The 285-nt window shown below is 60.7% G+C and carries 1 protein-coding gene; it reads left to right on the plus strand.

Annotation, left to right across the window (positions count from 1 at the left end; genetic code table 11):
• A partial coding sequence (locus QSV36_RS23005) for an immunoglobulin-like domain-containing protein (RefSeq protein ID WP_289134775.1) occupies positions 1–285 on the plus strand: 285 nt, incomplete at both ends.

A 285-nucleotide genomic window follows, 5' to 3' on the forward strand; every position in this document is an offset into this window, starting at 1 on the left:
CCACGACCTGGTCGTGACCCTGAGCAACAACGCCCAGGTCACCATCAAAGCCGGCCAGACCAGCGCAGCGTACGAGCACGCGGCACAGGGCGATGACGTCTACAAAGACTCGGGCGAAGTCAGCCTGGGTATCAAGTCCGCTGTGGACGTCGATGGTCGTACCTTCGAAAACCTGCAGCTGGGCGGTGCGGCCAAGGTTCAGGTCACCGACACCACTGACGAAGTGGTGGCCAAGCTGACTGCGACTCCTTCGGTTACCGAAGGCGGCGTAATTACTTACACCGT

The organism is Pseudomonas sp. BCRC 81390, from assembly GCF_030341915.1.
Taxonomy (GTDB): Bacteria; Pseudomonadota; Gammaproteobacteria; order Pseudomonadales; family Pseudomonadaceae; genus Aquipseudomonas.